The 24,515-nt window shown below is 34.4% G+C and carries 25 protein-coding genes; all 25 read right to left on the minus strand.

The genetic code is table 11. The annotated features are described in order from the left end of the window. Nucleotides 1-34: 34 nt before the first annotated feature. The gene (gene secA, locus AC1RFD_RS13795; RefSeq protein ID WP_054549768.1) at nucleotides 35-2,545 is read right to left on the minus strand and encodes a preprotein translocase subunit SecA; all 2,511 of its coding nucleotides are present in this window, start codon (nucleotides 2,543-2,545) and stop codon (nucleotides 35-37) included. Between the two features lie 144 nt (nucleotides 2,546-2,689). After that, on the minus strand, nucleotides 2,690-3,241 hold the full coding sequence (gene hpf / locus AC1RFD_RS13800) for a ribosome hibernation-promoting factor, HPF/YfiA family (protein ID WP_004227537.1): 552 nt from the start codon (nucleotides 3,239-3,241) through the stop codon (nucleotides 2,690-2,692). A 90-nt stretch (nucleotides 3,242-3,331) separates the two neighbouring features. Beyond that, on the minus strand, nucleotides 3,332-3,715 hold the full coding sequence (locus AC1RFD_RS13805) for a PilZ domain-containing protein (RefSeq protein ID WP_048392058.1): 384 nt from the start codon (nucleotides 3,713-3,715) through the stop codon (nucleotides 3,332-3,334). Between the two features lie 181 nt (nucleotides 3,716-3,896). Then, a complete protein-coding gene (gene fliS / locus AC1RFD_RS13810; RefSeq protein ID WP_048392059.1) occupies nucleotides 3,897-4,307 on the minus strand; it encodes a flagellar export chaperone FliS in 411 nt (136 codons plus the stop codon). 202 nt (nucleotides 4,308-4,509) lie between these two features. After that, entirely contained in the window at nucleotides 4,510-4,869 is a 360-nt protein-coding gene (fliT, locus tag AC1RFD_RS13815) for a flagellar protein FliT (RefSeq protein WP_328025715.1), read from the minus strand. An 18-nt stretch (nucleotides 4,870-4,887) separates the two neighbouring features. Beyond that, complete coding sequence (fliD, locus tag AC1RFD_RS13820; protein WP_328025714.1) at nucleotides 4,888-7,137, minus strand: flagellar filament capping protein FliD; 2,250 nt, start codon at nucleotides 7,135-7,137, stop codon at nucleotides 4,888-4,890. 26 nt (nucleotides 7,138-7,163) lie between these two features. Beyond that, nucleotides 7,164-7,553, minus strand: coding sequence for a flagellar protein FlaG (locus tag AC1RFD_RS13825; protein WP_004227547.1), 390 nt, complete (start codon nucleotides 7,551-7,553; stop codon nucleotides 7,164-7,166). Between the two features lie 438 nt (nucleotides 7,554-7,991). After that, the gene (gene pseC / locus AC1RFD_RS13830) at nucleotides 7,992-9,131 is read right to left on the minus strand and encodes a UDP-4-amino-4,6-dideoxy-N-acetyl-beta-L-altrosamine transaminase (RefSeq protein WP_328025713.1); all 1,140 of its coding nucleotides are present in this window, start codon (nucleotides 9,129-9,131) and stop codon (nucleotides 7,992-7,994) included. Further along, nucleotides 9,131-10,186 carry a pseudaminic acid synthase gene (gene pseI / locus AC1RFD_RS13835; protein WP_328025712.1) on the minus strand — a complete coding sequence of 352 codons (1,056 nt, stop codon included), beginning with the start codon at nucleotides 10,184-10,186 and terminating at the stop codon, nucleotides 9,131-9,133. The genes pseC and pseI overlap by 1 nt, the downstream gene beginning before the upstream one ends. A 13-nt stretch (nucleotides 10,187-10,199) precedes the next feature. Continuing rightward, nucleotides 10,200-10,892 (minus strand): PIG-L deacetylase family protein, encoded by a 693-nt coding sequence (locus AC1RFD_RS13840; protein ID WP_315055739.1) that lies wholly within the window; start codon nucleotides 10,890-10,892, stop codon nucleotides 10,200-10,202. After that, nucleotides 10,889-11,578 carry a formyl transferase gene (locus AC1RFD_RS13845; protein ID WP_328025711.1) on the minus strand — a complete coding sequence of 230 codons (690 nt, stop codon included), beginning with the start codon at nucleotides 11,576-11,578 and terminating at the stop codon, nucleotides 10,889-10,891. The genes AC1RFD_RS13840 and AC1RFD_RS13845 overlap by 4 nt, the downstream gene beginning before the upstream one ends. Nucleotides 11,579-11,593: 15 nt before the next feature. Continuing rightward, the gene (locus tag AC1RFD_RS13850) at nucleotides 11,594-12,550 is read right to left on the minus strand and encodes an ATP-grasp domain-containing protein (protein ID WP_328025710.1); all 957 of its coding nucleotides are present in this window, start codon (nucleotides 12,548-12,550) and stop codon (nucleotides 11,594-11,596) included. Nucleotides 12,551-12,569: 19 nt separating this feature from the next. Next, complete coding sequence (locus AC1RFD_RS13855; protein WP_328025709.1) at nucleotides 12,570-13,268, minus strand: metallophosphoesterase family protein; 699 nt, start codon at nucleotides 13,266-13,268, stop codon at nucleotides 12,570-12,572. Next, complete coding sequence (locus tag AC1RFD_RS13860) at nucleotides 13,265-13,915, minus strand: SDR family NAD(P)-dependent oxidoreductase (protein WP_328025708.1); 651 nt, start codon at nucleotides 13,913-13,915, stop codon at nucleotides 13,265-13,267. The genes AC1RFD_RS13855 and AC1RFD_RS13860 overlap by 4 nt, the downstream gene beginning before the upstream one ends. Beyond that, nucleotides 13,894-14,955, minus strand: coding sequence for a UDP-2,4-diacetamido-2,4,6-trideoxy-beta-L-altropyranose hydrolase (pseG, locus tag AC1RFD_RS13865; protein ID WP_328025707.1), 1,062 nt, complete (start codon nucleotides 14,953-14,955; stop codon nucleotides 13,894-13,896). Before pseG ends, AC1RFD_RS13860 begins: the two co-directional genes overlap by 22 nt. A 13-nt stretch (nucleotides 14,956-14,968) precedes the next feature. Continuing rightward, entirely contained in the window at nucleotides 14,969-15,694 is a 726-nt protein-coding gene (locus tag AC1RFD_RS13870; RefSeq protein WP_328025706.1) for a glycosyltransferase family protein, read from the minus strand. Between the two features lie 42 nt (nucleotides 15,695-15,736). Beyond that, nucleotides 15,737-16,702 (minus strand): UDP-N-acetylglucosamine 4,6-dehydratase (inverting), encoded by a 966-nt coding sequence (pseB, locus tag AC1RFD_RS13875; RefSeq protein WP_328025705.1) that lies wholly within the window; start codon nucleotides 16,700-16,702, stop codon nucleotides 15,737-15,739. 52 nt (nucleotides 16,703-16,754) lie between these two features. Next, on the minus strand, nucleotides 16,755-17,099 hold the full coding sequence (locus AC1RFD_RS13880) for a DUF8042 domain-containing protein (protein ID WP_004227560.1): 345 nt from the start codon (nucleotides 17,097-17,099) through the stop codon (nucleotides 16,755-16,757). Nucleotides 17,100-17,101: 2 nt separating this feature from the next. Further along, nucleotides 17,102-18,910 (minus strand): motility associated factor glycosyltransferase family protein, encoded by a 1,809-nt coding sequence (locus AC1RFD_RS13885; RefSeq protein ID WP_328025704.1) that lies wholly within the window; start codon nucleotides 18,908-18,910, stop codon nucleotides 17,102-17,104. Nucleotides 18,911-18,971: 61 nt separating this feature from the next. After that, nucleotides 18,972-20,285: a flagellin N-terminal helical domain-containing protein gene (locus AC1RFD_RS13890; protein ID WP_492474982.1), complete on the minus strand. Its 1,314-nt coding sequence runs from the start codon at nucleotides 20,283-20,285 to the stop codon at nucleotides 18,972-18,974. Between the two features lie 139 nt (nucleotides 20,286-20,424). Next, complete coding sequence (csrA, locus tag AC1RFD_RS13895; protein WP_054549760.1) at nucleotides 20,425-20,646, minus strand: carbon storage regulator CsrA; 222 nt, start codon at nucleotides 20,644-20,646, stop codon at nucleotides 20,425-20,427. Then, complete coding sequence (gene fliW, locus AC1RFD_RS13900; protein ID WP_054549759.1) at nucleotides 20,646-21,089, minus strand: flagellar assembly protein FliW; 444 nt, start codon at nucleotides 21,087-21,089, stop codon at nucleotides 20,646-20,648. The genes csrA and fliW overlap by 1 nt, the downstream gene beginning before the upstream one ends. Before the next feature lie 16 nt (nucleotides 21,090-21,105). Continuing rightward, a complete protein-coding gene (locus AC1RFD_RS13905; protein WP_328025702.1) occupies nucleotides 21,106-21,669 on the minus strand; it encodes a DUF6470 family protein in 564 nt (187 codons plus the stop codon). Nucleotides 21,670-21,810: 141 nt separating this feature from the next. After that, the gene (flgL, locus tag AC1RFD_RS13910) at nucleotides 21,811-22,806 is read right to left on the minus strand and encodes a flagellar hook-associated protein FlgL (protein ID WP_492474983.1); all 996 of its coding nucleotides are present in this window, start codon (nucleotides 22,804-22,806) and stop codon (nucleotides 21,811-21,813) included. Nucleotides 22,807-22,833: 27 nt separating this feature from the next. Continuing rightward, a complete protein-coding gene (gene flgK / locus AC1RFD_RS13915) occupies nucleotides 22,834-24,501 on the minus strand; it encodes a flagellar hook-associated protein FlgK (RefSeq protein ID WP_328025700.1) in 1,668 nt (555 codons plus the stop codon). Nucleotides 24,502-24,515: the final 14 nt, after the last annotated feature.

Here is a 24,515-nt window from a genome sequence, read left to right on the forward strand (position 1 = left end):
AACACGTAGTTAAAATGATTTTTTCACCTAGATATTATTGAGCTGTACCATGACAGTTTTTAAATTTCTTGCCGCTACCACATGGACATAAATCATTACGGCCAATGTTTTCAGCTTTACGTACTGGTTGCTTTTTCGGCGCAGCGCCACCTTCTTCTTTTGGATTAACAGCCTGCCCCTTTGCCACCTCTTCACGCTCCAGATTATTGCGGATTTCTGCTTTCATCGCATATTTCGCAACATCCTCGCGAATAGAGGCTACCATATCCTCAAACATCGCAAAGCCTTCTTGTTGATATTCACGAAGAGGATCGTTTTGACCATAAGCACGCAGATGGATACCTTGACGTAGTTGATCCATTGCATCAATATGATCAATCCATTTTGTATCGATTGATCGTAATAAAATAACCTTTTCAAACTCACGCATACGCTCTGGTGTCAGTTCTGCCTCTTTTTCATCATAACGAACATGAACAGCATCAGAGATTAGCTGATTAATATCTTCAGCAGACTTGCCTTGGAAATCAGATACTTTAAGTTGACCTTCCTCTAAAAGATTAGCCGCTACAAAGTCTTCAATAGCCTTTAGGTTCCAATCCTTCTGTTCACCTTGAGTATACAGGCTAACAACATTATCGATCGTTTCTTGAATCATAGACTCAACAAGCACACGCATATTTTCTGTTTCTAGTACATCATAACGCTCTTTATAAATAATCTCACGTTGCTGACGTAGTACATCGTCATATTGTAATAATCGTTTACGCGCATCAAAGTTATTACCTTCGACACGTTTCTGCGCTGATTCTACAGCTCTCGACACAACTTTAGATTGCAATGGCTGGGAATCATCCATACCTAAGCGCATCATCATCGACTTCATATTATCAGAGCCAAAACGACGCATTAAATCATCCTCTAAGGATAGGTAGAATTGTGTAACCCCTGGATTCCCTTGACGACCAGAACGTCCACGAAGCTGATTATCAATACGACGTGATTCATGTCGCTCTGTACCGATTACCGCTAAACCGCCAATTTCGAGTACTCCTTCGCCAGGTTTAATATCTGTACCACGTCCAGCCATGTTTGTTGCAATTGTCACTGCACCCTTTGTACCAGCGTTCGCAATGATTTCAGCTTCACGTTCATGATTTTTCGCATTTAATACATTATGAGGAATTTTATGTTTATCCAATAGTTTAGAAATAATCTCAGACGTTTCAATAGCAACTGTACCAACAAGAACAGGTTGACCAGCTCTATGACGCTCTGCGATATCAGCAGCAACTGCTTTATATTTCCCTTCCATCGTTGCAAAAATCAAGTCAGCACGATCATCACGAGCAATTGGTTTATTCGTTGGAATAGCGACAACATTCATATTGTAAATATTACGGAATTCCTCTTCCTCTGTTTTCGCTGTACCTGTCATCCCTGCAAGCTTTTGATACATACGGAAGTAGTTTTGAAAGGTAATTGTCGCCATAGTCATTGATTCATTTTGAATCTCAACGCCTTCTTTAGCTTCAATTGCTTGGTGTAAGCCATCAGAATAACGACGACCCTTCATCAAACGACCAGTAAAGCCATCAACGATTACAATTTCGCCATCCTGCACAACATAATCGACATCGTTATGCATACTTACATGCGCCTTTAATGATTGATTGATCGCATGATTTAAACGAACATGTGTCAAATCAAATAGATTATCGATGCCAAATGCTTTTTCTGCCTTTTCCACACCTGCATCTGTTAACGTAACACCTTTTGTGGATTCTTCATACGTATAGTCTGTCTCTGCATTTAACATACGCACAAACGCATTAGACTGTTTATAAAGCTGTGCTGATTTCCCAGCTTGACCCGAAATAATTAATGGCGTACGAGCTTCATCAATTAAGATCGAGTCCACCTCATCAATGACAGCATAGTGCAATGGACGTTGTACACGTTCCTCTTTGTAAAGCACCATGTTATCACGTAAGTAGTCAAATCCTAGCTCATTGTTTGTACTATACGTAATATCTGCCTCATAAGCAGTACGTTTTTCATCTTTTGAAAGGCTATTTAAATTAAGCCCAACAGATAAGCCTAAGAAATTATAAAGTTGTCCCATTTCAGCAGCATCACGACTCGCTAGGTATTCGTTGACTGTTACAACATGTACACCTTTACCAGTGATCGCATTTAAATAAACAGCCATTGTCGCTGTTAAAGTTTTACCTTCCCCGGTTTTCATCTCCGCAATATTCCCCTCATCAAGAGCGGCTGCCCCCATGATTTGAACGCGGAATGGGTACATCTCTAATACACGTTTTGCCGCTTCTCGACAAACAGCAAACGCTTCGGCACGAATCGACTCTAAATGCTCACCCTCAGCATAGCGCTTTTTAAATTCATCTGTTTTCGCTTGTAGTTGATCATCTGAAAGCTGTTCCATTTGAGAAGCGAATCTCTCAACTTGGTCAGCAATTTTTTCTAATTTTTTTAGCTCACGTTTATTGAAATCAAATAATTTATTTAATAGGTTTGCCATGAATGTTTTTCACTTCCTATATAGATTCAACTTTCATTTTACCATTGTGTAACAGTTTCATGCAAACTGTCACCCCGGCTACATATGATTGTCATACCAAAAAAAGGCCCTCGCCATCGCGAGAGCCTTTGTCATCATGAAGTTTTAAGTAGTTTCAATTAAGCCATATTTTCCATCTTTACGTTTATATACAATATTTGTGCCGTTCGATTCAGCATCTGTAAAGACATAGAAATCATGTCCAAGCATATTCATTTGTAGAACTGCCTCTTCTTGATCCATAGGTTTTAAATCAAATTGCTTTGTACGAACAATTGAGTATTCTTCTTCCTCTGACACAGCATCAGCGGCTGCTTGAGTAGTAGCAAAATAAAGGCCTGCACCTTCACGCTCGCGGAATTTACGGTTTACTTTTGTTTTATGCTTGCGGATCTGACGCTCTAATTTATCAACAATTAGATCAACAGCAGCATACATATCATTATGACGCTCTTCAGCACGAAGAGTTAGATTCTTCATTGGAATAGTAACTTCCACTTTAGTTTGTTTGTCATTGTAAACCTTTAAATTGACATTAGCGTTGGCATTAACATCTTCGTTAAAATAGCGTTCAACTTTATCGATTTTGTTCTCAACATACTCTCGAATAGCTGGAGTTACCTCAATATTTTCACCACGAATGTTAAAGTTTAACATGTAAACTCCTCCTTTATAACTGCTATACTATCTATTTCTACACAAGTGTGTGAAATTCCTCTAAAATCATTCTTTTTTTTACAAAAATTTTTATAAATTATTATTTTGTTTTTTCGCTTCTGCTGCTTCCTTTTTTCGTCGAAGCTTTAGTTCTTCAACAATCAAATCTTCCACGGGTCCTTGATTATTGAAATAGATGCCGTATTGCTTGCCGCTCCCAAATGGACGACTCCAAATCACTTCTCCATAAGCGCGAACTTCTTGTGTATCAAGCACAAAATGGATATCTAATGGAGGAGGGTTTATACCTAAATCCACTTCCGTAAACATCTTTAATCCACGTGGGCTTATATCCAACAAGTCAGCCATAGCCGTTTGTCCATGATTGACCTTCCCATTCTCATAAATAGCAAAAGTTATTTGAATAGGCTCCTTAAATTTAAATCGGAAACCTTCTTGACGCTTAAAGATCATATTCCCACCCCAGTACTCTTTTAAACATGTTTATTGCTTTGATTATGCCATGATGCCCAACTAACAGCCACAGGGAATAAGTAACATATTTTACCGTTGAATAGCCTAATTTATGACTATTTCATGATAATAACGGTTTAACAAAAAAGAGACCATCTCTTTCGATGGTCTCTAATTGTGTCTAAATTTGTCCGCTGTTTCCCTGACCAAATTGCTGTTGTCGATTAATGCGAATTACTTCCTTCCACGTATCGCGAAATTCCGTCACAAATCCTTCCACTTCCTCAATAATGGCTACATCATTTTGAATGTTGGCTTCTACTAAACGATGATTCATATATTCATAAAGAGGTAGCATTTGTTTCGAAATCTCAATATCCATATTGAGTGTAGACATCAGTTCACTAATAATCGCCTGAGCTTTTTGAATGTTTGTATTTTTCTCTTGAATATTTTTATCTTGGATAGCTTGTTTCGCCTTATGCAAGAATTTTAAGCATCCATTATAAAGCATTAATGTCAATTCGCCAGGGGAAGCTGTAGTCACACTATTTTGTTTATACGCGTTTTGTGCTGTTAAATTTGCTGCCAATAAAGGACAACTCCTTTGAAAGGTTACTTATTTACTAGTTTAAACCATTTTCCGAAGAAAAGCTATTTACGTCTCAGCGTAATTTTGTCTGGATTTTGAATTGTATGATCACAATTCACTCTTTTTAAAATCGGATGACATCTGCCAATGCTTTATCTTCATTCAGCTAGCAAATTCCAGCACGATGAATGAAGATAAACGATTAATTTTTTTTGTCATAATACATGCCATCCATTACGCGAACATTCGAGTAAGGATTATAATATTGCTGTTCACTTTTCTTCGTTTTTTGTAGGTTTGCCATGTCTTGTTTAACTGCATCCATTACATCTGCTAAACGCTTTTTAATACCATTATCTAATTCTAGCAATGTACGATGAATGCGATTTTGTTCATCGAAACGAAATCCATCATTCATCATTTCTTCAATAATGGCACCACGCTTGTCTAACATGTTGTTAATAGTGTAGATATATTCATCACGGTCTTCACCTTTTGGAGTTTCACCCAAATGCTTAAATAAATTTGCTGAAGCTTGCAATAGTTGATCTATTTGCTGCATATGTTTCCCCTACCTTATTTAGAAGCCTCCGCCTTGTTGCATGAACATTCCAGATTGCTGATTTGCCTTATTAATAGCCTGCTCCATTGCTGAGAATTGTTTCCAGTAACGTGCCTCAATATTTTTGAGCTTATCTTGCCATGTAGAAATACGCTTATCTGTATCAATTAAGTTTTTACCAATCGTATATTGTTGATCTGTCATTGTTGCACGGCCAGCTTTTTGTTCAATTGAAATTTTAAACTCATCCATTGATCCGCGCAATCTGGCAAGGTAGCCGCGCGTATCAACAACTTTACCATCTACAACATCTTTGTCTTTACCAGCATCATTTTTAAATAGACGAGCCACAGCATCTGGGTCTGCCTCTAATGCTTCACGTAATTTCTTTTCATCAATCTCTAGTGCGCCACCATCATTGTAATTTTTAGTAGTCGTGATACCGACACTGAATAATGTATTAAATTTTGAGTCTTCAAGACCAGGAACAGCTTCATAAACAAGTGAGCGCATTTTAGAAAGTCCGTCACGAAGAAGTGAATCGTTACGAAGTAAGCCACTTTTCGCTTTCTCTTCCCATAGCTTAATTTCGCTTTCCTTCATATCTTTTTTCTGATCTTCTGTTAATGGAGCATAATCACGATATTTCGTTTGTGTCGTTTGCTCTTTTAAATCTTTAATGAATGAATTGTACATATTCACAAAGTCTTTAATTTTATTCATCATGTCATCAACGTTTGTTGTTGACGTTAATGTAACAGATGATGCAGTTGTTGTTGATGTTGGAGCACTCGGTAAATTATTTTTTGATTCCAATGCATCATCATATGCTGTTTTTGCTTGTGTCATATTAGAACCATGTGTAACTGCTGTTACTAAATCAGCTTTCGCACTTGCCAATGAGTTTGTTTTATCATGAACATCTTGTACCGCTGCGATTTCTTCGGTTGTTAAGGCATTCAAAATATTTAAATCTTCTGGTGAAAGTGATGTGTCGTTTCTCAATTCATCAAAGGTTTTTGTAGAAAGAGCATTTTTCGCATCGGCTGACAATGCACTGTAAACATTATCGTAAACAGAGCCAGCTGTTCTTGTTAAGTCAGTTTCTGTTAAAACATTCATTGCTGACTTCTCACTAGTTAGATTACTGAAGGCTTCAGCCTGTTCAGGTGTGAAATTTAGATCAGATAAATCATCATTCTCAATATCTTTCGCAGCAAAGGCTACTCTTTGTTTATCTGTTAATGAGTTAATAAAATCCTGCGCATCTTGAGATAAACCTGTTACCGCTACACTAATATTTATGTTTCTTGCATTTTTCAAATCATTTATCCCATTATTTACTGCAGTTTGATGTGTGCCTATTATACTTGTAAGTTCGTTATTCATCTGTGTAAATTTGTCATTAACATTACCACTTAATGTGATGCCATATTTTTGTTCAAATTCAGCAAATACTTCATTTAATTTGTTTTCTGCATTCTCAAAATTTTTATTTGCAATATTAACAAGTTCATCGTGTGCCGCAGCTTCATTAAAAGTCTTTTTTAATGTAATGTTGTAACCATTAATAGAGAAAGAGTTTGATGCTCGCTCAGTAGCAATTCCATTCACTGTAAAGACAGCATTTTTTCCGGCAGATTCAGTTAAGTTTAGCTTTGTGAGAGCTACATCATTGCCACCTTTACTATCCAACCCTTTTATTTCTATTTTACCAGCGCCTGTATTTGTAGCAGTAAAAGAAAAATGACCATTTTCAAAAACCGCCGATACACCTGAACCACTATCATTTACTTTCTTAACAAAATCTTCTACAGTCATGTTGGACGTAATTTCAATTTCTGTTGCTTCTGTTGCTCCTGGTGCTTTAAAGGAAATAAATTTTGCTCCATCTACCAAAGTACTCATATTTGTAGAGTTACTTGCATACGTATTTCCACTCGTTGTACGGGCAGCCTCTGCTAATTGTGACACTCCTTCAATAGAAAGTGTACCTGTAGCCTTACTAGTAGCAATAGCAGATACTAAATCTGAATTTGAGCTACTTGCTGTTTTTGAACTTAAGTTTTTTATCACTAAGTTATCTGAAATGTACGTATCAAATGTTTTTAATTTTGTATTGACATCCCGATAAGCATCGCGTTGCCATTCATATTTTTGTTTATTTTGTAAAAGCTTATTTAATGGCGCTCTTTCTGCATTCATTAATTTTTCTACTAAAGCATCTATGTCCATCCCTGATGCTAATCCACCTATTCGCATTACCATAAATAGTCCTCCATTTTAAAATATAATTATATTTTTTCGTCTACAATCATCCCAAATAGCTTTTGCATTTCATAAAAAGCGTCTAGTAACTTTTTCGGTGGGATTTCTTTTAATACCTCATCAGTAGCACTATCTACTACAGTTACATAATAACGTTCTAAACCCTCATGATACTTAAACTTTGCAGCACTCTGATTTACTTCCAGCATTTTATTCATTTTATCGACAACTTCTTGTACTTTTGCTTTTGTTTCATCATCATTACTAAGTTGTTGTATTTGTTCAACAATCGGTGTAGCACTTTTCATTGTAGTGTCGCTTCCTTGCGTTACTACTTTCTCCACTGCTGGTGCATTAGAGGAGACTTGCTGTTGAATAGTTGCTGCACCAGTATCTGCATTGCCTGAAATGCGCATAATTTCATCCTCCTTGAATCTAATACAGATATGATTGTTACTAATATCGGATAAAAAGAGGAGAATTTCAGTTTTTTTTTTGAAACTATGTGGATAATTATAGGAGGAACTTTATCCTTTCTAAAAAAAAATTTTCATTATTAGCATTCGAATAATAAACTTTTATGTAGAGACAGTAATTATAAACTCATCTATGTTTCAATGGCTATAAACATAACAAAAAGCATGGTTGTTAAGAACCATGCTTTGGATTACATTTCTTTTATAAATATCATTGACTTTTAGAACGATTCATTTTTAAAAAATTAAATCCTAATACTTTTAACTAACATCACTTCGTCATTTTTATCGCAATTCACAAAAGTCCATCCCCTTTTTTTGACAGTTTATAAAACTAGTAACTAATTATATATAACCTTATACCCAAACTTGCAAAAATCAATTGATTCTCATAAAAGATTTTAGTTTATTTATGACAAATGCTACTTCCTCATTACTCAGTTGAGGGTGAATTGGTAATGTCAAAGCTTTTTCATACCATTTTTCTGCCACAGGACAAAGCCCTTTTTTATAGCCTAATTGTTGATAATAAGGGTGCCAATACACAGGAATATAATGCACATGTACACCGATATTCGCCGCACGCATTTCTTCAAATACTTGCTTTCGATTTATACCTTCTAGTTGAATCATATATAAATGCCAACCCGATTTTGTTTCTTCTAATTGTTGGGGTACTTTTATACCTTCAAATTTCTGTAATGATTCTGTATACATCGCTGCAATATCACGTCTTCTTTGCAAAAAAGTATCAATTTTATTAATTTGCGATATTCCTAAAGCTGCCTGTAAATCCGTCATACGATAATTAAAGCCTAGGTCTGTCATTTCATAATACCAGCTTCCCTGTTCCTTTGCATAAGAGGTTTGTTCAATACCATGACTACGGAATTTTAGTAGCTTATTATAGTAATCTTCATTATCAGTAACGATAATTCCACCCTCAGCAGTTGTAATTGGTTTTACAGGGTGAAAGCTAAACATGGTCATATCAGCTTGTGTACCAATTTTTAGTCCCTTGTATTCAGCTCCAAGTGAATGTGCACCATCTTCAATGACGACTAAATTATGTTCCTTGGCAATCGCCATAACTTCATCCATATCAGCTGGTTGTCCAGTAAAATCAACCGGAATAATGGCCCTTGTTTTCTCTGTAATTTTAGCTCGTATTTGATTTATATCAATATTGTATGTTTCTGCGTCAATATCGGCAAAAACAACTGTCCCACCAACATAGCGTATACAGTTTGCACTAGCAGCAAAAGTAATTGGAGAAGTGATAACTTCATCTCCTTCCCCAATCCCAGCTGCATAACAAGCACCATGTAATGCTGCTGTGCCATTACAAAAGGCTACTGCATATTTTGCTCCTACATAATTAGCAATAACTTGTTCAAACTCCGCAATTTTTGGACCTTGTGTTAGGTTTGACGAGCGCAATGTATCAATGACCGTTTGAATATCTTCTTCATCAATTGCTTGCTGACCGTAAGATATAAAACACTTATATTTTTCCATTACAAAAGCAACTCCCAACTTAATGGTGTCCCTTTTGTAACATCTTTCTTAACACTCTTCCCTAATACTAAATCAAAATATTTTGGCTCCATACCATAACCAGGTCGAACGATACGAACATTTTCAGATGAAATGATATCTCCAGCTCTCATATTTTCAGATATATAAAGTGAACGTCTAAATTTTAAAGAATTTATTTCTCTTTCTGTCGGTCCATATTTAACTTCCCCCAAAGACTGCCAACACTTCCCAGTTTCTTCGACTAAAGCTTTCATTTCAGAAGGCTCCATTGAAAATGCAGAATCTACACCCCCATCCGTTCGACTCAATGTAAAATGCTTTTCAATTACAGTTGCCCCTAAAGCTACACTAGCAACTGCTACACCAATTCCTAAAGTATGATCTGACAAGCCAATTTGCACTCCTTCAAATAACTGTCGCATATGTGGAATGGTTAATATATTCGTATTTTCAGGAGTAGCAGGGTATGTACTTGTACATTTTAATAAAACTAAATTATCATTTCCCTCCGATTTTACAACCTTCACCAATTCCTCAAGCTCTGCTAAAGTAGCCATACCTGTCGATACAATCATGGGTTTACCTGTTTTAGCCACTTTACGAATTAAAGGTATATCGTTATTTTCGAAAGAGGCAATTTTATATAGTGGCACATTTAATTGTTCCAGAAAATCGACTGCCGTTTCATCAAAAGGTGTACTAAAAGCAATCATTCCTAATTCTTTTGCTCTTTCAAAAATAATTTCATGCCATTCCCATGGCGTGTATGCTTGTTGATAAAGCTTATACAAATTTTCTCCTGCCCATAAGCTTTCTCTATCATCTATAAAAAAATCTGGGTTTTCTATATTCAGTGTCATTGTATCTGCTGTATATGTTTGAATTTTTAAAGCATGTGCTCCAGCTTCAGCAGCAGCTTCTACAATTTCAAGCGCACGTTCCAATGATTGGTTATGATTCCCTGACATTTCAGCGATAATAAATGGTCTGTATTTACTACCAATTTGTAATTGTTGTAAAGTCATTTTAGTCATATTTTATCACACCTTACTTCACTATTTTTCTCCCAAGTATAAATGCCTCCGCTGCTTCAAACCCGATATTAGCCCCTCTCCATTTAGCTAGATAATCCAGTGCTTTTATGGAGCGAGCATGGGGCCAATCACGCATTTCATATTCATATGCTTCTAAAGCTTTTAATTTTAGGTGCAATGTTTCCTCAATATTTACATAATAATTTGGTGTAAATGGTGTTGCAGTTCCAGGTGTCATCCATTCAGTACTTGAAGCTGTTTCAAAAAACAGTATTTCCTCAACTAAATGATTTCCCGGAATAGGTCTAGTAGCAGTAATTACAGCTTTATGAATCATTTGGTGATCAATATTCACATCTCCGATATGATGTGTATAAATAATATCAGGCTTAATTTTTTCAATTAAAATCTCTACTTGCTTTACAATATCTAACAAGTCTACAGAGTCCATTCTATTATCGGGAAAACCTAACAATTTTAATTCCGTTACCCCAACAATTTCATTTGCAAGCTCAGCGGCTTTATATAAGATTTTGAAATTATCTTCATGTGCCTCTTTATTACGTTGCAAATCTCTACTTGTAATACCTTCTGCTAAAATTGCAGAATATACTTTATCTCCATCTTTAGAATGTTTGGCCATAACGCCACCACACCCTAAAATTTCATCATCTGGATGAGCAGCTATTACTAATATTTTCTTCATTCCTTTTCTTCCTTTTTTACTGTAATTTTCACATCTGCAGTAATATGATCTTTTTTTATTGACGCCCTTGAAAATTCTAATTTTAAAAAATCTGTTTCTAGAAAAGCTAGAGGATAACCTTCTGCGTCTAACATACGTATGTAATCAAATACCTTTTGTAAAGAGTCAAGTTGCTCTATATTACTTTCATGAGCTTTTCTTCGCTTAAAGTAAGTTACTTCTCCGTTTTGCTCTATTGGTTGAAGTTCGTTTTTTATAATGACTTTAATCATGTCAGAAATAATATCGGAAGCACGTAAGTAAATCTCTTCTGCATTACCGTATAGCGATAAAGGTCGTTTCAAATAGATTGGACCAGCATCAAGCGCTTCAACACATCTTAATGCAGAAATTTTTGTTTCGAAAATTCCACGCGAAATTAGGTTTTGTAACGGTGAACCCCCACGTCCAAAAGGTAAATCTGTCATATGAAATACTACGCATTCATAGTTTTCATAAATGTCTGTTGGAATTTTATAAGACCAATGTGGGAAAAAAATATAGCTAGGATCTAAATTCTGAATATAAACAGGATTTAAGTCTTCAACTTGATTGATAAAATTTATTTCAATGTTTGATAGATCTCTTCTTAAATTCTTTAAAAATTTTGTGTACAAATTATTAGAGGAACAAATAATTATTTTCAAATTAATCTCTACTTTCTAATAAATGATAATATTTTCATCTCTAAAGATTTTCTTTCCAAGATTATCATCCTCATCATACGTATCATATGAAATGGACATATCCATTTGATGTAGAATAGACCAAATTACATCTTTGAATCCAAGTTTATATCTAAAATAGACAGTACTTGAAAAACGCGGATTGATTTCAAAAACCTTTGGTCCCTCTTCTGTTAAACGCAACTGGATATTAATACTTCCATTTAAATTAACGGATTTAGCTAAATTAATTAAGAAATTATTTATTTGTTCATTTTGTACTACCTCTGCATAAGATGTTTTGTCTCCTGCTAACTTCCGTTTGAAAATAATAGTTTTTATTTCGTTATCAAATCTAACTAGTCCACACGTATACTCTCCAAAATTTCCAGATAAATATTCTTGTAATATAAAACATCTTTTTAGTTTCTTTAAAATATTAAACTCTTCATTTGTTACAAAGTATACACCGTTCCCTCCAGCGCCTTTCTTTTCTTTTAAAATTGCTGGAAAAGGAAAACTTTTAATCAATTCTGCGTTATCTAATTCGTCACTGTTTAATGTTTTTGGATAATCAAAATTATTCTCTTTTAAAAATTGAACAGTAAGCCATTTATCAAACCCTATCTCCATCGAATTAAAATCCGCCATAATTAAAGGTATGTTTCTAATTTCTTTAATTTTATTATTACAAAAATATCTTAACTCTATTTCTGATGTAGGAATAATAAAATCTATATCATACTCCTCTATTAGATCCTCAATGAAGGAAATAAAATACTCCTCAGCAACTTTTACACCCTTTATAAAAATATCAGCAAAATTCGAAAATGGAAAATCACTATTTATATCAATTCCAATAATTTTTGTGTTTGGCCATTCTTCTTTCAGTATTCGAGCAATATTTCGTCCAATATCTCCTGCTAAACCTGTAATTAATATTGTTTTTTTCATAAGATTAAAATCCTTTTAGTTAATTATTTCTGTATAAAAATTCAATCAACCATTGTTTCTTTTGCAAATCTGATTGATTAATTATTTCAATGAATTTTTCTCTATTATAAGGTGTCTTCATCAAAATTACTTTATTCGACTTACAATCATAAATAGCCCATGAAGCCGCCCCACCCAAAGTTTTACATTGTCCTACTGAACCTACATTTATAATTGTCTTGCCATCAAGCTTTCGTATAAATTCATAATGCGAATGTCCTAAAAACAAATAATCTTCCTCTTTAAGTATTTTCTGCAATTCTTCATCAGGAGTATCAGGATAAAAATACTTCCAATCCTCATACTTGCTATGAATGAATCGTAGCGTTTTATTATGTAAAAATTCAATTGTTTCATAAGGGCTATTAAATAACTTATCTATTTGATGCTTATTTAAATTATTTATAGTATCAGAATAGGCAGTTCCATACTTCTCTTCTAATTTTTTTCGATACAATTCATCCTTCGATGCCTTTTCAAACATTTCTTCGTGATTTCCTTTTATATAGGTTACATCAAATAAGCTAAGTTGTTCTAATACTTCTGAAACTTTATTATAATAACCAACAGTATCCCCTAAAACATACAACTTTGTGATTCCTAAAATCCAACATTTTTCTAATACAGCTGATAAAGCTTCGCTATTTCCATGAATATCGGATAATATGGCTATTTTCATATTATATTACATTCCCTAATAATTCTTTTAGCAACTTCTTCAGGGGCTTGCAATTTTTGTTTTTCCTTATATAGTACAAATCGTTCTTTTAGTTTAAATTCACTATCTCTAATTTTAGTTTGCATGTTTGTATCTATTACTCCAGGATCAAAATGGACTATATCTATATTTGAATTTTCCATCATTAATGTATCCAATGCTACTTTGACAGCTTTTTTACTAGATCCATATAAAGACCAACCCTCTAAATAGCGCTCTGCTGCTCCTGTTGTAACATTAATCACTTTTAAATTTATATTCTTTATTTGCATTAATGCATTAATAATACATATAGGTGCTAGATAATTTACATTAATATGTTGCTGAATCTTGTCAATCGATAAAAAACTCCCAATATTTCCAATAGGTTCGATTACCCCAGCATTATTAATGAAAATAATTTCATGATACTTCGTCATTTTTTTTAATTTTTCTGTCAACTCATTTAATTGAGTTGCATCAGCTAGATCACAAATAATTGTATTTTCACTTTTGGAGGAGCTACTCCTATTAATAGCCAATACAGATTGATCAGCCTCTAATAATCGTTCTGCAAGAGCCTTACCCAAGCCTCTGTTAGCTCCTGTTACAATAAAGAGTTTATCCATGATTCTTCATGCCCCCACAGTCTTTTATGTTCACTACACTGTTTACTGATTTGAGTCAATTTATCTGTATCGTTAATAAAACTTAATAACAACTTTTGAAGTTTCTTTTCATATTGCTGTGACTTATCTCCAACATAAACTAAAAGCTTCCTGCTCTCTAAATCAATAGCATTTTGTATTTGATTTTCAGCAATCGAAATGACTATCGAAGGTGTTACTAAATAAATTCTTTCTAAACTAGCAACACCAGCAGCACCTATTACTAAATCTGATTCACAAATAAGTTCTGCTATGTTATTAACTTGAATTAACAATTCAAATCTATCAGAATGTCCTTCACAAAATTGCTTAATTATATATATATTAGGATTTTGGAGTCCAACTACAACTTTGATGTACAAATTACATTGTTCAACTATTGGCTTAATACTTTTTAATATACGATAAGTTTCATTAGTTGGATCAGCGCCGCCTAAAAAGATTAATATATTTTTTAAGTTTCCATCAATTGTTGTGCTCTTTTTATTAAATCTTGTTCTAAATTCTTCTCTTAATAAAGCATATTTTGGTCCTAATAATAGCTTAGCATTATTGTTTACCAGCCCTGTGTAACGATTTTCAAAATTCAAATAATAATTTTGGTCTAATAAAATATCACAACTATGCTTACGATTAGCTAAATCATCTATCACCATAATTTTCTCTACATAGGACCTTAAAGTATTCTCCCATTTTTCATCAATTGAATAATGGTCAACAATTAACAATTCTACACAAGTATTTATTAGTACATTAATCGTTGCTTTCGCATCTTCTTCCCATTTTTCCTCTATATACTTCCATAGACCATTCTCTACATATTCCAATGAGTAAACTATAAATCCTTCACTTTCTACTAATTCAATCATATCTCCTATTGCTTTTCTACTAATAAATCGTACATCATGGCCTTGTTTTTTTAATTCCTTGGCTAATGTTAAACAGCGCATTACATGACCTGCACCAATTTCTACAGATCCATCTACTCGAAATACAATCATTTATACTACTTCCCTATAATTTTTTCTGTTCGATATGTGCATTAATAAGATACCATTCCTCATTTTCATCCATTATTTGAAGCAAATTCTCCAAATTTATTTCTTTAGACTGTCTATGTAATTCCATAATTAATCGCTTAACTAATTCAAAATCTTCTTCTGTATCTACTGTCCAACGATATTGGCTATAATCTTGATCACTTTTTATGCTCAATAATTTAAAAGTTTCTGGATTAAAATAAATATATGGTGTAACATGTTCAATCTCTCGTTGTTCTCTAGCATTTTTATATGAAGTTTCTAATGCGTTCATTGTAAAGACTTCCACATCCATTCCTCTTGGATACGTTCTTTCTAAAGTATTAGAAGCATAATCTACTTTGTGCTTAATGAATTTTTCAATTACAGTATCTATAATTTCTATATCGATCACTGGACAATCTGATGTAATACGTATTATAACATCTGCTTCAAATTTCTTAGATGCCAAGTAATAGCGTTCAAGCACATTATTCTCTGGTCCTCTAAAATATTTTTGATTTCTTTTTTTGCATAATTGAATAATTTCTTCATCTGAAGATTCTACAGTTGTAGCTACTATCACTTCTTTAATATATCTACTTTTTTTCAAACTATCTAATTGGTAATCAAGTAATGTTTTACCATTAATAACCTTCAATACCTTTTTAGGTAGCCTAGTAGATCCTACACGTGCTTGTGTAATTGCTACAATATTCATTAAATTACCTCCTACATTTAATCTTTAACTATATTTGATTTATTAAATTTTTGTAATTAAATCTTTTAATTCCTCTATTGAAAGCCATTGAGTATTTTTATCACTAGTATAAGAAAACCCTTCTTCTAGCCTTTCACCATTCCCTTCTTGGTCAAACACCCAATAATTCAATTCTGGATAAATAACATAATAATCACTATATTCCAATGTATGACGTGCATCGTCCTCCATAATCATCGCTTCATGTAATTTTTCACCTGGACGAATCCCTACAATTTCATATTTACAATCTGGTGCAATAGCCTTTGCTAAGTCCATAATATTCATACTCGGAATTTTAGGAACAAAAATTTCCCCACCATGCATTCGATTTAAATTATCTAATACAAATTGTACACCTTGATCTAGGGTAATCCAAAAGCGAGTCATACGTTTATCTGTAATTGGAACTACCCCTGTATCCTTTATTTCCCTAAAAAATGGTACAACACTTCCTCGACTACCAACTACATTTCCATAACGCACAACAGAGAAACGAGTTTTCTTTTCACCCACATAGGCATTCGCAGTAACAAAAAGCTTATCAGAAGCGAGTTTCGTTGCACCATAAAGATTTACAGGTGCGCAAGCCTTATCTGTTGACAGTGCAATCACTTTTTCAACACTACGATCAATTGCTGCTTCGATAATATTTTGCGCACCGTGTATATTTGTTTTTACTGCTTCAAACGGATTATACTCACACGCATCTACATGCTTCATTGCAGCTGCGTGAATCACAATATCTACACCATCAAATGCACGGTATAGGCGATCTTTATCTCGCACATCTCCAATGAAAAATCGAATACGGTCATCTTGAAATTCCTGTTTCATTTCATATTGCTTCAACTCATCACGACTAAATACAATAATTTTCTTTACACCTAATTCTAGAGCTTTTCGTGTAAACTTTTTACCAAATGAGCCTGTCCCACCTGTTACTAAAATAGTTTTATTTTTTATCATACAATACCTCTATCTTTTAATATTTCTTTTTTTAATAGTCAATAAATATAAATTAATGTTTAATTTGCTTAATTAGTTCAACATTCGAAAAAAATTTTGAAATTATATCTTCAAAAATTGTTGCTACCTGCAAATAATTTTTTTGCTCTATTTCTTCATTAATCTTCTCTAAAAAAAATACAACATTCTGGAAATCAAATTTATAATCAATATCATTGTTATTTAGAAGCACTACAGCTTCCTCTAACCATGAAAGACCCACAGAAAAATTATAAATATTTTGCATCGCCAGTTCTATATTATTTTCTCTTAGCATATTAGCAATTAAATGACAACCTTTTGGTAGTTTCAGAAGGTATTCATTAAAACTTTGAGCAACTTCATAAACTTCATTCATCTTTAAATCTCCTCTTCTATTTGATAAAGTGCTTGTTCTACAAGTAACTTTATTTCATATATTGTTCGGCTCATAACGCCTAATAATTTAATCTGCTCATTTTTTTCAGCCTGCACATTTTCACGACTAACAATTTGTTCCCGACTGTTATGTGCCCATAAATAGCGCAGTAATGTTGATTGTAGATTATGCATAATTAGGCTATTACTCATAGCATCTCTTACAATATAGTGCATCACAGAAAGCTGATCATTGTATTTCATAAATGTACTATGTGTTATTTCCATTTTTTCAACACGATTAAAGTAATTGATTAGATTTTCTAGAAAATCATTATAGTACTTTACTTCATGTTCTAGGTTTTTTTTCATGCTTTCTTTATCAATAGAGTACGTTTTGATTTTTCTTAAAACTTCTCTAGCAGGGGCAATATGAGTTGTACAATATTGTTCAATGCTCTCTTTTAAAGATTGGCGTTCTGTTAAATAAATTCGTGCCCCTCCTTCTGTTGCATCAATAACTTTTAAATTAGCTTCCCCAATGCGCTTCTCAAACCAGGTTTTAAATTGTAACCATATACGTGTTGTTAGAACTTTTTCTCCATAATATCCCTCTACATAATCTTGATCACGCTTTTGTTCTTTTGTTGGCTCCTCTGCATCATAAAACGTACCTGAAGCGTGAGTTTCATTTTCATTTGCCCCATAAGATAAATCTTGACCAATTAAAATAATAGGCGAGCAGCCAAAATGATCTGCTATTCCAAAAGCAACATGTGCACAAGATAACCCCATTGAAATTCCTGATGTTTCAGGTTGATTCATAACACGTTGTAGCCATGTTGTTTCGCTTATTTCATTACGAAATGGAATAATTATCTCTCCTTTAAATTCTTCAAAAACTCGTGAATCCAAAACACCTGGTCCAACTAAAGTAATTTCTTTTGGGATATTTTTCTCTTTGTAAAAATAGTCATAAACTTGTGGTAATCGTTCAATGGAACATATAAAGTCAGGTATTACATCTTCTTTTAATAACCGTTGAACTATCGTATCTACTGCAATAATTAAAGCCTTGCCTTCTGCAGCTTTTAAATATTGGATATTCTTATTTAAAGATGGACCTGCTGCAACAACGATTGCAGGCACATCTTTATACGCATTTAATAGCTTTGAGGTATCTTTTGATTGCATAATATAAGGCAAGTTCTTTAAATTATGCTTTAATCCGATCAGGCTATCCTCTATATCATTACCAAAAGTATGTATAGTAGATAAAATGGTTTGACGTATTATTTCAACATATTTTTTAGTTAATGTAAATTCATATTGACGGTAATAAGAAGTAAAGTAGAAATTTATTTTTTTAAATAATTTCACAAAATTAATATCACGTAAAATTGGTTGCAAAAACGAAATAATACTATCAGTTTGACTATCGGCAAATAAGCATATATTTTTATTGGTAAAAACTTTTAATTTCCGATTATGTAAGCTGTAATTAAAAAAACTAAGGTTTGGCTCTATGACAACAATTAGTGTCTCTTGATTCTTGGTCTGATATAGATGATTAATTTCATTAATTGCATATACACCAAATACAAATAAAATTTCTCGATGAGTTACACGACTTTGATACTTTGGATTTAATGTATCTTGAAGAGTACGAATTTCTCCATTACTATAAGTAAAAAAAGCTGTAACACCATCTGTGTCTAGAGCTGTAAATTGCGGCTCTAATTCCCCATTATGTATGGCTACCCAATTTAATTCATTATTTGATAAAGCCTCTATATTTGTATCAATATACATTTGGACTCCTCCTCTTAAAAAAAGCCATAGCGCAATGCGCTATGGCTTAATATATTAGGAATTAACCTAATAATTGTAACACGCCTTGTGGCTGTTGGTTAGCTTGAGCAAGCATTGATTGTGCAGCTTGCATTAAGATATTGTTCTTTGTAAATTCCATCATTTCTTTCGCCATATCTGTATCACGGATACGAGATTCAGCAGCTGTTAAGTTTTCAGAAGCAGCACCTAAGTTGTTAATTGTATGCTCTAAACGGTTTTGAACTGCACCAAGTGCTGAACGTTGGTCTGATACTTGTTTAATTGCATCATCAATTTTAGTAATTGTACCAGAAGCTTGGTCGCGAGTAGACACACTTACACCATTAACTTCAAATGTTTTACCTGCTGCAAATGCATCTTTTAAATTTAAATCATCCTTTGTCACTTGAAGAGTATCATTACCATCTTTAAATTCAAGGTATGTTGAACCCGCTGACAATGATTGTCCTCCGATTGTTGCAGCTGCTGTTAATGTTTTCATTTCTCCAGCAACTTTACCATCTTTAATTACCTGTGAACCTACAATTTCATAGTTACCTGCAGCTAATTTGCTTGAATTACTATTTAGGTTACTTTCAAGAGATGCTTTACCACCCTTAATTGTAATAATGCTATCCTTCATAGAGTCTGCTGCAGTACCTACTTTAGCGAATGTATATGTTGCACCATTGTCTAAAGTAAACGTACCTGCTGCCGTAGATGTTGCAACTTGGTTACCTTTACTATCTAATAAAGCAGTTCCTGTTGAATTAACTGTATATGTGCCATCAGCTAATGCTTTTGTCGTATCACTAGCATCTACATCTCTTTCAACAGTAGTAGTATTTACTAAACCTAAAGCAGCAGCACCCATTTTATTGATGTTCATTTTTAATTCTTGGCCTTCGTTAGCACCGATTTGGAAAGTTCCTGAGAAAGAACCATCAAGTAACTTTTGCGTATTGAATTCAGTTGTATCTGAAATACGGTCAAGTTCTTCTGTTAATTGTGAAATTTCTTGTTGGATTGCATCACGGTCAAGGTTAACGTTCGTGTCACTTGAAGATTGTACTGATAATTCACGCATACGTTGTAGAATTGAGTGAGTTTCGTTTAATGCACCCTCAGCAGTTTGAATTAAAGAAATTGCATCTTGAGAGTTTTTCGTAGCCATGTCAAGACCACGGATTTGTCCGCGCATTTTTTCAGAGATTGCTAAACCAGCAGCATCGTCACCAGCACGGTTGATTTTGAAACCAGAAGATAACTTCTCAAGGTTTTTAGAAGCTTGAGTGTTGTTTGCACCTAAGTTACGGTGTGCATTTAATGCAGAAATGTTGTGTTGAATTCTCATAATAGAATTCCTCCTTGAATTGTTTTTTTGTAACCCACATCCTTGTGGGAGAGCTTGGTTTCTGTAGTATGTACTACTTCTGCCTTACAATCTATATATCGTACGATAGATTGAATGTTTAATAGTTTTCAAAAAAATTTTATTTGTTTTTTTTCAATTTGCTTAACAAGTTTGGAGAAGTTGCAAGTGCTTCTTTATTTTGTTCCTGAATGGCTTCAAAAATTTCTGAGCGATGAACCTTCACTGATTTTGGTGCCACGATGCCGAGCTTTATTTGATCACCCTCGACCGCAAGTATCTTGACTTCAATTTGGTCGCCAACCATGATGGATTCGCCTTTTTTTCTAGATAATACAAGCATTACTTGGCACTTCCTTCCGCAGCACCGATTGGATAGCGTAATGGATAGCTTGCACTATCTTGTAACACAATTTGTTTTCCAAGTTTTTTTACTGTATTTATGACAACTGGAGCTAGTAAATTCATTGTAGATTCTTGGAACGTTTCTTTTAATGTCAAAATTGCGTATGGTACAATATCATCTTCTTTTTCGATTTGCAAATCCTCTTTAACTTCCTCATCAATTTCGAATTCATAGTCCTTTTTAAAGGCAAATGGATAAGCGAGCACAAAGCCAAGTTCTTGTTGTTCAACAGATTGCAAGACTACTAACGGTAAATCTGCATCGAGAGGTAACAAGACGAATTTACGAACATTTGGGAAGCCTGGCAGTCCTGTTTCAAATGTTAAGATGTCTTGTTCATTAATTTCAACTGTTCCTAAAAATTTTGTTTCAATATCCATTAGATTACTCTCTCCTTTAACCAATTACATCAATGTCAACATTTGGTCTTTGTACCATTGTACCAGTTACTTTCCCTGGTGTGTATTCGTAGATTGGTTTGTTCACCTTTGCGTCAATTATTGGCTCTCTCCGTTCAATATTGACATCTGTTGTGCCAGGAGTATAGTCGATTTTTACAGAGCCTATGGATGGTACGAATTTGATATTGAACGGTACACGATGGGGCCCATGATTTTGTTTAGCAATATTTTGCATAATAGCTCGTCCTTGTCCTTTACCAGCTGACATCATTATTTGTCGCCCTTCATTTACTCGTCTCTCAATACCACTTAGAGCAGTCTGTTGACCTTCTTTCGCAGCATTTCTAGTTGCTTCAATTGGTCCAATTAACCCTAAATCTCTCCTCGCTTGTGAGGAATCTATTTTTAAAACACCTCTTGTTGTATGAATCTCCAAGATAGCGGCTGGTTGTTCAATATGCAGAGTAGCCTCTGGTTGTTCAATGTGTTGTTGTGGTTTTCCTATATGAAGGTCTAATTTGGCATCTGTTGTACGAATTTGAATTTGAGGGAGTCTCATTTTACCTCTCCTTTCAATAAAAGCGTCTGAACGAATTGTCCAAACGCTTTCCTTTTTCATTTATAAAGTTTGTTCGCTATACCTATTATCACTTTGCTTTTCCCTATAATCTCTTGGTTTTCAGATTATAACTAGTGCGTATTATCTAATAAAATCTACTAGAGTTTGCTGAATAATTCTTGCGCCTACAGATAATGCGGCCTGATGAATAGACTCTGAAGTAACCATTTCCGTTATCGCTTTTGAATAATCAACATCTTCATTGTTTGATAATTGTTTAGTTACGCTAATTTCCCGAAGTGACAAGCGATTTTCCATTAATTCGACACGATTTTGGCGTGCCCCCATATCGGCCTGTGTCTCAAGGATTTTATTGTGTATATTTGTTATATCATCCGATTTACTATTGGAAGTAAAACCACCTAATGCTTTACTAATTTCTTCGCTGGTCGCTGACCCAGGAACTCTTTCAGGATCCAATAAGTTTGATATTTTCCCCATTAATGAATCGATATTCCCAAATAAATCAGCACCAGGTGCATTCACTTGTAATTGAATCCCATCATAGACCTCAATTTGAACATCAGCATTCGGTGCTGTTAATTTATCAGCTGCTGTAGAAATAATATTTGTTCCATCGTAAAGTTGATAATCCGCATTAATTATTTTTGAACCATCAGCATTTGGGGGAGTCGCATCTACAAATAAAGGTTTATCCGTATTCGTACCACTGAAAATATAACGGTCACCAATTTTTGTATTCGAAACATCCTGAATCTGTTGGCGAATTTGATCAATTTCTGTCTTAATTTTTGCACGCTCATCAGGTGTATTTGTATCATTGGCTGCTTGAATCACAAGTTCACGAACACGCTTCATTTGTTCACCTACTTGGTTCAGTGACTCATCGGTTGTATCTATCCAGTTATTGACCTCATTCATATTTCGTGTATATTGTTCAACTCGTCCCAAATCTCGACGATAGCCCATTCCCTTTACAGCAATAACAGGATCATCAGAGGGTCTAGTAATTTTTGTACCAGAATTAAGTTGGTCTTGTAGTTTAGACATTCTGCCATAGCTTCTGTTTAGGTTAAGCAGCATGTTATTTGATAGCATCGTTTGTGTCACACGCATGTTAGGATAAACCCCTTTCTAGTAATTTTATAGTCCTACACGGCCCATACCATTTATAATTTTATCTAAAGTTTCATCGACAACTGTAATCATACGCGCATTTGCATTGTACGCCTGTTGGAACGTAATCATATTCGTCATTTCTTCATCTAAGGACACCGAGCTAACAGATGCGCGGTTATAAGTTATTGATAATAACAGGTTTTCAGAGGTTTTATTTAATTGATAGGCTTCTTCACCGTCTGTACCCAATTTTCCAATCATTCCTTGATAGAAAGAGTTAAAAGTTGCGCTATCAAGATGCTCTGTTGAAGGTGGGATTACAACAGTATTTGTCCCAACTGTAATTGTAAAACCTCCTGCACCAATTGCTTTTGATTGTAAATTCGCTAGCTCGATTGCCCATTTACCATTACCTACTTCATTAGGCGCAGAAGAAGCAGCTAATTTCGAAGAGTCTTTGGTAAATTCCTCATTTATTTTAATATTGCCAGCATTAATTGTTGTAGAACCATCCATTGTTTCAAAGAAGTTTAATCCATTTTGTACACCTGTCAAATCATAGCCTGCCTTATGTACAGCGTTAAATGTATTAGCAAAGGTAGAAGCTAGTTTATCCAAATTTGCTAATGCTTCTGGATAATAACCTTTTATACCTGAAAAAGCACCCCCTGCGTCATATTCAGCATATCCGTACGAATTAATAAGTGATAGTAGTTTACCTTTTCCAGGCTCAAGTTCGTTATATTTAATCGATTCCAATCCTACAGCATCAGCAGCAGGCTTTGTTGGTGGTTCACCTAGCTTGGAAATTTTTATTTCCTGAAAAACCTTTGTTAAATCATTGCCATCAATACTTGCTACCGTACCTGTTGTATCTGTTCCCGTAGTAGTTAATGCCACATATTCTCTACCATTAACTAATTCTATTGGCGTACCTGATGGATACGGCTTAAACTTTATTGTTAGACTACCCTCAGCCACTTCACTAGCAACCCCACCTGAAGGAACACGTTCAATCGATATTGGTATATAGCTATTTAGTTCATCAATTAACACATCACGTGCATCATACAAATCATTAGGAACATGCCCATTTGGTTCAACCTCTTGTATTTGCTTATTAATCGATGCAATTCTCTTTAATATAGAATTAATACGATCTGTAGATACATTAATTTCATTTCCTAAATTACCTTGTATTGTTTTTATCTGCGTGTCCATATAATTGAATGATTGTGCAAGATGCTTTGCTCGTTCAATGGCTACTTTTCGTGAAGATGCATTTTCTGGATTCGTACTAACATCCTCTAGCCCCTTCCAAAATTGCTCTAATGCTGCATTTAATCCAAATTGGGATGGCTCATCCATAATATCTTCCATTTGTGAAATTGCATTGGAGCGGGATTCCCAATAGCCAAATTTATTCGTTTCTTGACGATATTGACGATCAATAAATTCATCGCGAATACGTTGAATTGAGCCTGCTTCTACTCCTGTTCCTAGGTGCCCAGGATAAATGGGCTGATTTAACCCAGCCGTTGGAAATCCAGGCGTTGCCTGCATGTTCACTCGTTGACGAGAGTAGCCTAATGTGTTGGCGTTGGAAATATTGTGACCTGTTGTATATAAAGCACTTTGCTGCGTGAAGAGACCACGTTTACTAGCTTCTAAGCCCATAAATGTTGAGCGCATGTTTTTTCCTCCCT

It is taken from the genome of Lysinibacillus sp. GW823-FHT02G10 (genome assembly GCF_058797135.1).

Bases quoted from the DNA above. Each gene is read 5' to 3' on its own strand.
- AC1RFD_RS13805 (WP_048392058.1), bottom strand. From the start codon at position 3,715: ATGATCTTTAAGCGTCAAGAAGGTTTCCGATTTAAATTTAAGGAGCCT.
- AC1RFD_RS13870 (WP_328025706.1), bottom strand. From the start codon at position 15,694: ATGAATATTGTAGCAATTACACAAGCACGTGTAGGATCTACTAGGCTA.
- AC1RFD_RS13855 (WP_328025709.1), bottom strand. From the start codon at position 13,268: ATGAAAATAGCCATATTATCCGATATTCATGGAAATAGCGAAGCTTTA.
- AC1RFD_RS13860 (WP_328025708.1), bottom strand. From the start codon at position 13,915: ATGGATAAACTCTTTATTGTAACAGGAGCTAACAGAGGCTTGGGTAAG.
- csrA (WP_054549760.1), bottom strand. From the start codon at position 20,646: ATGCTTGTATTATCTAGAAAAAAAGGCGAATCCATCATGGTTGGCGAC.
- fliD (WP_328025714.1), bottom strand. From the start codon at position 7,137: ATGGTAATGCGAATAGGTGGATTAGCATCAGGGATGGACATAGATGCT.
- AC1RFD_RS13850 (WP_328025710.1), bottom strand. From the start codon at position 12,550: ATGAAAAAAACAATATTAATTACAGGTTTAGCAGGAGATATTGGACGA.
- fliW (WP_054549759.1), bottom strand. From the start codon at position 21,089: ATGGATATTGAAACAAAATTTTTAGGAACAGTTGAAATTAATGAACAA.
- pseB (WP_328025705.1), bottom strand. From the start codon at position 16,702: ATGATAAAAAATAAAACTATTTTAGTAACAGGTGGGACAGGCTCATTT.
- AC1RFD_RS13840 (WP_315055739.1), bottom strand. From the start codon at position 10,892: ATGAAGAAAATATTAGTAATAGCTGCTCATCCAGATGATGAAATTTTA.
- secA (WP_054549768.1), bottom strand. From the start codon at position 2,545: ATGGCAAACCTATTAAATAAATTATTTGATTTCAATAAACGTGAGCTA.
- fliT (WP_328025715.1), bottom strand. From the start codon at position 4,869: ATGCAGCAAATAGATCAACTATTGCAAGCTTCAGCAAATTTATTTAAG.
- flgK (WP_328025700.1), bottom strand. From the start codon at position 24,501: ATGCGCTCAACATTTATGGGCTTAGAAGCTAGTAAACGTGGTCTCTTC.
- hpf (WP_004227537.1), bottom strand. From the start codon at position 3,241: ATGTTAAACTTTAACATTCGTGGTGAAAATATTGAGGTAACTCCAGCT.
- pseC (WP_328025713.1), bottom strand. From the start codon at position 9,131: ATGGAAAAATATAAGTGTTTTATATCTTACGGTCAGCAAGCAATTGAT.
- flgL (WP_492474983.1), bottom strand. From the start codon at position 22,806: ATGCGTGTGACACAAACGATGCTATCAAATAACATGCTGCTTAACCTA.
- pseG (WP_328025707.1), bottom strand. From the start codon at position 14,955: ATGATTGTATTTCGAGTAGATGGATCTGTAGAAATTGGTGCAGGTCAT.
- AC1RFD_RS13890 (WP_492474982.1), bottom strand. From the start codon at position 20,285: ATGAGAATTCAACACAACATTTCTGCATTAAATGCACACCGTAACTTA.
- pseI (WP_328025712.1), bottom strand. From the start codon at position 10,186: ATGACTAAAATGACTTTACAACAATTACAAATTGGTAGTAAATACAGA.
- AC1RFD_RS13905 (WP_328025702.1), bottom strand. From the start codon at position 21,669: ATGAGACTCCCTCAAATTCAAATTCGTACAACAGATGCCAAATTAGAC.
- AC1RFD_RS13825 (WP_004227547.1), bottom strand. From the start codon at position 7,553: ATGCGCATTTCAGGCAATGCAGATACTGGTGCAGCAACTATTCAACAG.
- AC1RFD_RS13880 (WP_004227560.1), bottom strand. From the start codon at position 17,099: ATGAATGAAGTTTATGAAGTTGCTCAAAGTTTTAATGAATACCTTCTG.
- AC1RFD_RS13885 (WP_328025704.1), bottom strand. From the start codon at position 18,910: ATGTATATTGATACAAATATAGAGGCTTTATCAAATAATGAATTAAAT.